The sequence below is a fragment of the Gordonia heveisoli genome (assembly GCF_030315745.1).
Taxonomy (GTDB): domain Bacteria; phylum Actinomycetota; class Actinomycetes; order Mycobacteriales; family Mycobacteriaceae; genus Gordonia.
Genome location: NZ_JASXSH010000022.1, coordinates 69,374 through 79,521, shown reverse-complemented (window position 1 = coordinate 79,521; position 10,148 = coordinate 69,374). Strand labels below are relative to the sequence as shown.

The window sequence follows — 10,148 nt, the reverse complement described above, 5'->3', positions numbered from 1 at the left end:
GGGGGCGCCCGCCCGCGGGCGCGGGCCGGCCCCCCCCCCCCCCCCCCCCCCCCCCACCCCCCCCCCACCCCCCCCCCCACCCCCCCCCCCCCCCCCCCCGCGGGGGGGCCGGCCCCCCCCCCCCCCCCCCCGGGGGGCCCCCCCCCCCCGGGGGGGGCCCCCCCCCCTTCGAGGTCGTCTGGGTCGGCGGCTACTACGCGCTGCCGTCGAACAGGCTGGTGACCGAGCCGTTCTCGAAGACCTCACGGATGGTCTGCGCGAGCAGCGGCGCGATGGACAGCACCGTCAGGTTCGCGAACCGCTTCTCCTCGGGGATCGGCAGGGTGTCGGTCGCCACGACCTCCTTGGCGCCACAGTTGGCCAGCCGCTCGGCCGCCGGGTCGGAGAACACCCCGTGGGTGGTGGCGATGATGACGTCACCGGCACCGGCGTCCTTGAGGACCTTGACCGCGCCGGCGATGGTGCCGCCGGTGTCGATCATGTCGTCGATGAGCACGCAGGTCTTGCCGTTGACGTCACCGACGACGCGGTTCGACTTGATCTGGTTGGGCACGTCGGGGTCGCGGGTCTTGTGCACGAAGGCCATCGGAGCGCCGTCGAGTGCGTCGGCCCATTTCTCGCCAACCTTGACGCGACCGGCGTCGGGGGACACCACGCAGATGTTGTCGGTGCCGTAGTTGCTGCGCACGTACTCGGCGAGCTGTCCCTGGGCGTGCATGTGATCGACCGGGCCGTCGAAGAAGCCCTGAATCTGGTCGGTGTGCAGGTCGACGGCGACGATGCGGTCGGCGCCTGCGGTCTTGAACAGGTCGGCGATGAGGCGAGCCGAGATGGGCTCACGGCCGCGGTGCTTCTTGTCCTGACGGGCATAGGGATAGAACGGCAGGATCGCGGTGATCCGCTTGGCCGATCCGCGCTTGAGCGCGTCGATCATGATCAGGGTCTCCATGACCCACTGATTGGTCGGCCAGGGGCAGCTCTGCAGGACGAAGGCGTCGCTGCCGCGCACCGACTCCTCGAATCGGACGAAGATCTCGCCGTTGGCGAAGTCGCGGGCGGTCTGCGGGGTGACCTTGATGCCCAGTTCATCGGCGACTGCGGCGGCCAGTTCGGGATGGGCACGACCAGAGAACAGCATGAGGTTCTTCTGGTTGTCGGTGGTCCAGGTCATGGAAACTCTTCTACTCGCTTGTACGTCAGGAATCGGTCGGTTGTGCTGATTGGCCGGGTGTGGACGCCGCATTCGCCTCTTCCGCCGCGCGGGCTGCCGCGGTTTCGGGGCGCTTGCGCACAACCCAGTCGTCGATATTGCGTTGTTCGCCCGCCGACACCGCGAGGGCTCCCGGCGGTACATTTTGCCGCACGACGGTTCCGGCGCCGGTATACGCCCCGTCCCCGATGGTCACCGGTGCCACGAACATATTGTCCGAGCCGGTGCGGCAATGGGATCCGATCACCGTGCGGTGCTTGTTGACGCCGTCGTAGTTGACGAACACGCTCGACGCCCCGATGTTGGTCTGCGCACCGATGGTGGCATCGCCGACATAGGTCAGGTGGGGCACCTTGCTGCCGTCGCCGATGGTGGCGTTCTTGGTCTCCACGAAGGTGCCGATCTTGCCCGCGATCCCGAGGCTGGTGCCCGGACGCAGGTAGGCGAACGGGCCGACGGTGGCGTCGTCGCCGATGACCGCATCGCTGCCGTGGGTGCGGATGACGTGTGCGCCGCGGCCGATCACCACATCGGTGAGGGTGCTGTCCGGGCCGACCACGGCATCCTCGGCGATCGAGGTCCGGCCGTACAACTGGGTGCCGGGTTCGACGCGCACGTCGGCGGCGATGGCTACGTCGACGTCGATCCAGGTGGTGGCCGGATCCACCACGGTGACCCCGGCCAGCTGATGGCGGCGGATGATGCGGCGGTTGAGTTCGGCGCCGAGGTCGGCGAGCTGGGCGCGATCGTTGCATCCGGCGACGACGACCGGGTCGTCGACGGTGAAGGCGCGCACGGTCCGGCCCGCGCGTTTGGCGATGGCGACGACGTCGGTCAGGTAGTACTCGCCCTGCACGTTGTCGGTGGACAGTTCGCCGAGCGCGGTGCGCAGTGCGGCGGCGTCGAAGGCATAGACACCGGCGTTGACCTCGGTGATGGCGCGCTGCTCGGGCGTGGCGTCCTTGTGTTCGACGATGGCCTGGACGGATGCGTCGTTGGTGCGGACGATGCGGCCGTACCCGGTCGGGTCGTCGGCGATGAAGCTGGTGAGGGTGACGGTGGCCCCGCCGTCGGCGTTGTGGGTGTCGACGAGCCTGCCGAGTGTGTCGGCGTCGAGTAGCGGGACGTCGGCGGCGGTGACGATGACCGTGCCGAGGAAGTCGTCGGGCAGTCCGGTCAGTCCGGCGCGGGCCGCATCACCGGTGCCGAGTGGAGATTGCTGGTGGGCGATGGTGACCGGGACGCTCAGCGATTGGGCGACCTCGTCGATGACCGCCGACACCCGTTCCCGTTCGTGGCTGACGACCGCCACCAGATTGGTCGGGCTGATCGCGGCCGCGCCGTGCAGCGCATGCCCGACCAACGTCCGCCCGCCGATAGCGTGCAGGACCTTCGGGGTCTTCGACTTCATGCGGGTACCGGCCCCTGCGGCCAGGACGATCACGGCCACCGATGGCGACGTTCCCGTCATGGAAATCCTCCGCTTCTGGTGCTCGTCGATGCGTGAGACACCGGGTGCGATCCTACGCACCGAGGCTGTTCGCCTGTCATTCACCGCACCGTTCGGTGTCCGGTGGTGGCGGCGCCTGATAGAAAAGGGTGAACCGCGTCACCCGTGCGAACGTTCGCCTCAGATCGAGATCGGCGTCGGGCACATCGTCGGCGGGGATCATCGCGGCGCATCCGAGCGGATGCGGCCGCATCAGACATGCACCAACGGAGGTAGCCCTGTGAGTACTCAGAAGACGGCGATCGTCACCGGCGCGGCGCGCGGCATCGGCGCGGCCGTGGCCAAGCGGCTGGCCGACGACGGGCTGGCGGTCGCTGTTCTCGACCTCGACGCCGACGCTTGCGCGGACACCGTCAAGGCGATCACCGACGCCGGTGGCAAGGCGATCGCGGTCGGCGCGGATGTTTCGGACGAAGCATCGGTGGCGGCGGCCGTGACCAAGGTCGCCGACGAACTGGGCCCGCCGACCGTCGTGGTCAACAACGCCGGCATCACCCGCGACAACCTGCTGTTCAAGATGACCGTCGCCGACTGGGACGCCGTCATGAACGTCCACCTGCGCGGTGCGTTCAACGTGACGAAGGCCGCCCAGAAGTACATGGTCGATGCCGGCTGGGGCCGCGTCGTCAACCTGTCGAGCACCTCGGCGTTGGGTAACCGTGGCCAGGTCAACTATTCGGCCGCCAAGGCCGGTATGCAGGGCTTCACCAAGACCCTGGCCATCGAGTTGGGCAAGTTCGGTGTCACCGCCAACGCCATCGCCCCCGGCTTCATCGAGACCGAGATGACCGCCGCCACCGCCGAGCGTGTCGGCGTCCCCTTCGAGGACTTCAAGGCTGCCGCCGCCTCGCAGATCCCGGTCAACCGGGTCGGTGCTCCGGAGGACATCGCGCACACCGCGTCGTTCTTCATCAGCGAGGGTGCGGGCTTCGTGTCCGGTCAGGTCGTCTACGTCGCAGGCGGCCCGAAGGACTGATCTCGCTCCGCTCACCGGCTCCGTTCCCGCCTATTGGATCCCCTAGGCGGGAACGGAAAGGGTGAGCGGGAACTGGGGCGACTGGCCACGCCGAGGCTGTGGCACAATCGTCTGCGCAAGTAATCCCCCATGGTGTAATCGGCAACACTTCTGATTTTGGTTCAGGCATTCCAGGTTCGAGTCCTGGTGGGGGAGCTTCGGGTTCGCGTCAGGACTTGCCGGGGCGCTTCGGCTCGGCGATTCCGAGGTCGCTGGCCGTCTGGTCCAGCGCATCCGCGACCCGCGTGTGATCCCAGTTCTCCTCGAAGTAGGCGGGCACCTGCGTGCGTAGGACGCCGCTCCATGACCGGGCCCAGTCGTCGGGGAAGGCGCGTCGCAGGAGATCGAGCATGATCGGTACCGCCGTCGACGCGCCGGGAGAGGCCCCCAGAAGTCCCGCGATGGTGCGGTCGGCGCCGACGACCAGGTCGGTACCCGATTGCAGCACACCGGTTCTCGTCGGATCTGGGGTGACCAGCTGGGCGCGCTGCCCGGCGATGACGAGTTCCCAGTCGGCCGGGTCTGCCTGCGGGTAATAGCGCTGCAACTGGGCGAACTTCGCCCGCGGCCGGGCGGCGAGCTGTCCGACGAGGTAAGCGACCAGATCGCGGTTGGCCAGTCCCGCCGCGGTCAGCACCCGCAGGTTGTGGGTGCGCAGGGTGGCGAAGAAGTCGGTCCAGCGACCATGCCGCAGCAGTTTGGTGCTGAAGGTCGCATACGGGCCGAACATCAGGTACTCACGACCGTCGACGACCCGCCTGTCCAGGTGGGGCACCGACATCGGCGGCGCGCCGACATCCGCCTGGCCGTACACCTTGCCGTCATGACGAGCTGTTACGGCCGGATTCTCGCACCGTAGGAAGGCGGCGCCGACCGGGAGGACTCCATAGCCGCGCACCTCGGGTATCCGGGCGCGCTGCAGCAGGGTCAGTGCCTTGCCACCCGCGCCGACGAAGACGAATCGGCCACGGAGAGTGAACTTCTGGCGATGGGCGCGCCGTCCTCCGATGGTCCAGATCCCGTCGTTCCGGTGTCGGATCGTGCGGACGTCATGGCCGAACAGCGTCGTCCCGCCATTGGTCGTCAGGATTCCGAGGAGTTCGCGAGTCAGGCGGCCGAAGTCGACGTCGGTGCCCGCCGGATGGCGGGTCGCGGCGATGGGTTCGCCTGGTTCGCGACCCGCCGTCACCAGTGGTGCCCACTCGCCGATGATCGTCGGATCGTCGCTGAATTCCATGGCCCCGAACCAGGGATCGTCGACCAGGGTGGCCTGCCGCCTGCGCAGATAGTCGATATCCCGGTCACCGAAGACGACGTCGAGGTGGGGCGCTGCGCTCAGAAACGAGGCCGGGTCGATGCGGCGCGCCCGCGCCAGCGCCGACCACCATTGGCGGGTGGTGAGGAACTGTCGGGCGATGTCGGCGGGTTTCGTGCCGTCGGTGGGGTCGGGCATGTAATTGAGTTCGCAATAGCCGGAGTGCCCGGTGCCCGCGTTGTTCCAGGGGGCACTGCTCTCGTCGGCCGGACTGTCGGCGCGTTCGAGGAGGAGGATTCGCCAATCGGGCTGCAGGACAGACAGCATCGCGCCCAGAGTCGCGGACATGATGCCGCCGCCGATGAGTATGACGTCGGCGTCGACGGCGGGTGTCGTGGCGGTGTTCGGCGACATGGCGATGTCCTTTCGTTGGCGTCTGACTCAACCTTGCGCCGACCCAAATCATCAGTCCAATGTTTGTTTGGGTCGATATCATCTGAATATGGATGAATGGATGATGCGGCTGGCACCACAGCTGGCCGCGCTGGACGCATTGGCCGCGAGTGATGGCCATATGACGAAGGCGGCGACGGCCTTGGGTGTCCCGCAGTCGACGATGAGCCGGCGTATCCACACGCTGGAGGCTGACCTCGGCATCACCCTGCTCGTCGCCGAAGGTCGCACCGTCGCATTGACGCCGATCGCGCAGGAACTCGCCGGTCGGGCACGTGGCGCCCTCCACGAGCTGGAGCACATCGTCGCGACCACCGTGACGGAGGCCGATCCCGAGCACGGGACCGTGCGGTTTGGATTCCCGCTCACCATGGGTTCCGGCGAGATGCCGGAGATCATCGCTGCCTTCCACCGTCGTCACCCTGGTATCACCTTGCGGCTCAAGCAGGCTCACGGCCGTGAACTCGCCGATGATCTCGTCGCCGGACGGCTGGATCTGGCGGTGGTGATTCCGCCGCCGGATCGGATCGAGCACGCGATCCTGGCCAGTCAGGAGATCGTCGTGGCGGTCCCCGACGACCATCGGCTGGCCGGGCGGGCTGGCGTGCCGATCACCGCGCTGCGCGACGAGACGTTCATCGCCAACCCGGCGTCGTATCATCTTCGCGGCGTGACCGAACATGTCTGTGCGCAAACAGGATTCACGCCGTCGGTGGCCATCGAGATCACCGAGTTCGCCACCATCCGCGAACTCGTCGGACGTGGACTCGGTGTCGCGCTGCTGCCCAGGGATGACGCCGGCCGCGCCGATGTCGTCGAGATTCCGCTCGAACCGGCACTGCGGCGCGACGTCGGCCTGGCGTGGGGGCCGACCGCTCGAACACCTGCGGCCCGGGCGCTGTCGGAGTTCGTGCGCACCCAGATGTCCGGTGGTACCAATCCGCGAAAATCTCGGTCTCGTACTACGTGATCAGCAGTTCAGAGCATGTGCACCTTGCGGTAGACCTTTGCCGCGGCCGGGGTGAGCAGGCCGACCTCGTCGAGGAACTCCATCAGGTGGGCGCAGCCGCCGCGCACCATGGACTGGAAGTGGTGGTTGCGCCGCATCTCGGCGATCGCCCGACGATGGTCGAGGCCTGCGTTGCGGTAGGCGTCGGGGCGGACCAGGCTGGTGAAGATGAACGATGCGGAGACCGCGGTGTAATAGGCGCTCCACTGGCGTTTGACCGGTCCGATGCCTGCCATCGATTCGCGGACCTGTTCACGCGCATAACGCATGTGGCGGGATTCCTCGAGGACGTGGATCTCGTTGACGGTACGGATGAAGTCGAGGACCCGATCGTCGCGCATGCAACCGCGTTGGAAGACGTCGAGGATCTCCTCGGCGACGAGGATGCCTGCGTAGGCGACCTCACCCTTGGCGGTGGCGCCGAAGAGTTTGGCGGACTTACCGATTCGTGGGTGCGGCGTGTAGGAGGTGCCGACCATCTTCTCGGTGGCCTTGGCGAACATCAGTGAATGGCGGCATTCGTCGGCGATCTCGGTGAGGGCGAACTGGAACTCCGGGTCGTGATAGTCGCCGAGGTATTGGTCGCGTAACACCAACTGCTGCAACAGCATCTCGAACCAGATGCCGATGCTCATGATGGAGGCGAACTCGTGGCGGGTGAGCGTCACCCGCTGCTGTTCGGTCAGTTCATCCCAGTAGGCGGTGCCGTAGAGCGTCGACCATTCCGGACTGCAGCCGTACTTCGTCGGGTCCATCGGGGCGGCCCAATCGATCTCGGTCATCGCGTTGCGCGACAGCCGGGCCGCCGATGCGAGCAGTCTCGCGGAGACCTCGCTCGTGCCGGTTTCGGGTGTGCTCACCGACGCGGGTGCGATGTGGTCGAGCGGGGAGATGGTCATACTTCGCCTCCGTGCGCAGTGCCGGACCCTGGTCGGGCTCGACAACAACTATGCCATTGAGTGATGTCAATGTAACACCGACTGTTGTCATAGTCACGGATCGTCGGGACCGCGACTGAAGGCGGGGCGCGGCGCGGCGGGGCGAAACCGGGTGGTGACCTGGTCCGTGAGGATCAGGCGACGGCTGCGTCGAAGCACTTCTCCAGCGTGCGCGAGTCGATGCGCCAACCCTGATCGGTGAGTGTCCATTCGTCGCGGTACCAGATCCCGATGAGGTGGGTCGACGACGGCGTCTGCATCGGATTCAGGCACAGACTTCGGCTGTGGGCGGTGGCACCTTCGACGGTGATGTCGTGGTTGCCGAGAAGGTGGCAGTAGGCGGTGAACGCGGGCAGCACCTGGGCGAGCCATGTCGTCACCTCGGCGAGATTCCCGGTGATACCGCCCATCACGCTGTAGTCGATCCGGGCGTCGGGGGTGAAGACCTGGTCGAGGTCGTCGAATCGGCCGGCGTCGACGGCGGTCGAATAGTCGGTCAGGACCTGGGTGATCTCCAGGCGTGCGGAGATCTCCTCGATACTCAACATGCAGGCAGTGTGGCAGTTGGGGGTCGGGCGGACACGTTGATTCGAGAGGTTCGGCGTCGGGCGTTTACCCTTGATGTCATGGCCGTCAGCCGACCCTCCGAAGGTGCTGCCGAGGTGCAGCGTGCCCCGCGTGCCCGGATGACCGGTCCGCAGCGCCGTCTGCAGCTCATCGAGGTCGCACGCGGGCTGTTCGCCGAACGTGGTTTCGAGGGCACGTCGATCGAGGAGATCGCGCAGCGCGCCGGTGTCTCCAAGCCGATCGTCTACGAGCATTTCGGTGGCAAGGAGGGGCTGTACGCGGTCGTCGTCGACCGTGAGATGGAAACCCTCCTGGAGATGGTCACCTCGTCGCTGACCAAGAATCGCTCGCTCTACCGCATCCAGCAGGTCGCGTTGGCTCTACTGACCTATATGGAGGAGCGCACCGACGGCTTCCGCATCCTGGTCCGCGGCGACAGCACTGCGAGCAGTGGCGAAACAGCCACGTACTCAAGTCTTCTGAACGACGCCATCAGCCAGGTCGAACATATTCTGGCCGGTGACTTCGAACATCGCGGATTCGACCCGGCCTTGGCGCCGCTTTACGCGCAGGCTTTGGTCGGGATGGTGTCGGTGACCGCGCAGTGGTGGCTCGACGTGCGCGAACCGCCGAAGGAGGTCGTCGCGGCCCACCTGGTGAACCTCTGTTGGAACGGGCTGACCCGGCTGGATCCCAATCCGCACCTGGTCGGCTCGGACTACGTCGAACCGCTGGAACGCACCACCGCCGAGGACTGAGCAGACACTCAGGCGAGGACCAGGCTCCGCTTCGCGAGTCCCATCCAGAACCCGTCGATCACCTGATCGGGATGCTGTTCGGGGTCGTTGCTGGCGCCGAGGGTGACGAACAGCGGCGCGAAATGTTCGATTGTCGGATGCGCGTACGGCATACCCGGCGCCTGCCGGCGAAAGTCGATGAGCGACTCCACATCTCCGGCGGCGAAGCGTTCGTTGGCCCAGGCGTCGAATTCGACGGACCAGGTCGGAGGAGTGGCCTCGGGACGCGGATCGGTGAGAAACGGCAGGCCGTGGGTGGTGAATCCCGAGCCGATGATCAACACGCCCTCGTCCCGCAACGGCGCGAGCCGACGACCCAGCTCGATGAGCCGCTCCGGGTCTAGCGTCGGCAGCGAGATCTGCAATACCGGGACCGACGCATCGGGATACATCACGGTCAACGGGACATACGCGCCGTGGTCGAGGCGGCGACGGTGGTCGTGGGCGACCGGTTCACCGTCGGGCATCAGTGCGGCGACCTTGCGGGCCAGCTCGGGTGCGCCCGGCGACCAGTAGGTGGTCTCGTAGAAGCGCTGCGGGAATCCGCCGAAATCGTAGGTGAGCGGGGTGTGTGGATCGGTGGATCCGATGGTGAGCGGGGCCGCCTCCCAGTGTGCGGAGACGACCAGGATCGCCGACGGCCGATCGAGGCGGCCCGCCAGACCCTCGAGCTGGTTGACCCAGATCTTGCTGTCGACGAGCGGGGGAGCGCCGTGGCTCAGGAACAGGGCCGGCGTGCGCGGTGCTGATAAGGAGGGCTGGGACGTGCTCATATCATCCTAAACAGAACTCCGGTCCGGTTAATTCCTGGCTGATAGCTCGCGCTGCATGTAGATACAGTCGATCCACTGCTCTGCCTTGTATCCGACGGTACGCAGTCGGCCGACCTCGGTGAAGCCGAATCGGGCATGCAGGGCGACCGAGGGCTCACCGCCGGTGGCGGCGATGACCGCGATCACCGTCCGCACGTTGTCGGGGTCGGCGTCGGCGAGTAGCCGTGCCATTAATGCGGCGCCGATGCCGCGGCCGCCGAAGCCGGGGCGGACGTAGATGGTGTCCTCGGCGGTCCAGTCGTAGGCCTGCTTCTCGCGAAACGGGCCGAGGTAGGCGAAGCCGACGACCTCGTCGTCGAGAACGGCGACGACGAAAGGTCGGCCGGCAGCCTCGATGGAACGAAGCTTCGCCTCCCAGTGCGCGACATCCTGCGCGGCGTAGTCGAAGGTGGCGACGGTGTTCTCGACGTAGTGCCGGTAGATGTCGGCGACGCCTGGCAGGTCGGCGGTTCCGGCGGGGCGGATCTCGGCGGTGCTCATCGGTGGCGATCCAGGTTCATGCCGCCTCACCTTACTGGCTGCGGAGTGTGTCACCTCTTCTACTATCGGCGGTAGTAGATG

The 10,148-nt window shown here is 66.8% G+C and carries 10 protein-coding genes and 1 tRNA gene; 4 read left to right on the top strand and 7 right to left on the bottom strand.

Features of this window, described 5'->3' with window-relative positions; translation table 11 throughout:
• Window positions 1-193 precede the first annotated feature (193 nt).
• Window positions 194-1,171, bottom strand: coding sequence for a ribose-phosphate diphosphokinase (locus QSJ18_RS17260; protein WP_286327859.1), 978 nt, complete (start codon window positions 1,169-1,171; stop codon window positions 194-196).
• Window positions 1,172-1,196: 25 nt separating this feature from the next.
• A complete protein-coding gene (glmU, locus tag QSJ18_RS17255) occupies window positions 1,197-2,681 on the bottom strand; it encodes a bifunctional UDP-N-acetylglucosamine diphosphorylase/glucosamine-1-phosphate N-acetyltransferase GlmU (protein WP_286327858.1) in 1,485 nt (494 codons plus the stop codon).
• A 259-nt stretch (window positions 2,682-2,940) separates the two neighbouring features.
• Between glmU and QSJ18_RS17250 the strand changes: the two genes are divergently transcribed.
• Entirely contained in the window at window positions 2,941-3,696 is a 756-nt protein-coding gene (locus QSJ18_RS17250) for an SDR family oxidoreductase (protein WP_286327857.1), read from the top strand.
• A gap of 123 nt (window positions 3,697-3,819) precedes the next feature.
• Window positions 3,820-3,891: transfer RNA gene (locus QSJ18_RS17245), tRNA-Gln, on the top strand.
• Window positions 3,892-3,904: 13 nt separating this feature from the next.
• On the opposite strand, the gene mqo is transcribed toward QSJ18_RS17245, so the two are convergent.
• Window positions 3,905-5,404 (bottom strand): malate dehydrogenase (quinone), encoded by a 1,500-nt coding sequence (gene mqo / locus QSJ18_RS17240; protein ID WP_286327856.1) that lies wholly within the window; start codon window positions 5,402-5,404, stop codon window positions 3,905-3,907.
• An 88-nt stretch (window positions 5,405-5,492) separates the two neighbouring features.
• On the opposite strand from mqo, the gene QSJ18_RS17235 reads away from it, so the two are divergent.
• The gene (locus QSJ18_RS17235) at window positions 5,493-6,413 is read left to right on the top strand and encodes a LysR family transcriptional regulator (RefSeq protein WP_286327855.1); all 921 of its coding nucleotides are present in this window, start codon (window positions 5,493-5,495) and stop codon (window positions 6,411-6,413) included.
• Between the two features lie 8 nt (window positions 6,414-6,421).
• On the opposite strand, the gene QSJ18_RS17230 is transcribed toward QSJ18_RS17235, so the two are convergent.
• Together QSJ18_RS17230 and QSJ18_RS17225 are read right to left on the bottom strand one after the other, a co-directional pair.
• Window positions 6,422-7,351: an AurF N-oxygenase family protein gene (locus tag QSJ18_RS17230; protein WP_286327854.1), complete on the bottom strand. Its 930-nt coding sequence runs from the start codon at window positions 7,349-7,351 to the stop codon at window positions 6,422-6,424.
• A 173-nt stretch (window positions 7,352-7,524) separates the two neighbouring features.
• Window positions 7,525-7,938 carry a nuclear transport factor 2 family protein gene (locus QSJ18_RS17225; RefSeq protein ID WP_286327853.1) on the bottom strand — a complete coding sequence of 138 codons (414 nt, stop codon included), beginning with the start codon at window positions 7,936-7,938 and terminating at the stop codon, window positions 7,525-7,527.
• Between the two features lie 78 nt (window positions 7,939-8,016).
• Between QSJ18_RS17225 and QSJ18_RS17220 the strand changes: the two genes are divergently transcribed.
• Entirely contained in the window at window positions 8,017-8,715 is a 699-nt protein-coding gene (locus QSJ18_RS17220; protein WP_286327852.1) for a TetR/AcrR family transcriptional regulator, read from the top strand.
• 8 nt (window positions 8,716-8,723) lie between these two features.
• Here the strand turns inward: QSJ18_RS17220 and QSJ18_RS17215 are convergent, their stop codons facing one another.
• Entirely contained in the window at window positions 8,724-9,527 is an 804-nt protein-coding gene (locus QSJ18_RS17215) for a dioxygenase family protein (protein ID WP_286327851.1), read from the bottom strand.
• 27 nt (window positions 9,528-9,554) lie between these two features.
• Window positions 9,555-10,067: a GNAT family N-acetyltransferase gene (locus QSJ18_RS17210; protein ID WP_286327850.1), complete on the bottom strand. Its 513-nt coding sequence runs from the start codon at window positions 10,065-10,067 to the stop codon at window positions 9,555-9,557.
• Window positions 10,068-10,148: the final 81 nt, after the last annotated feature.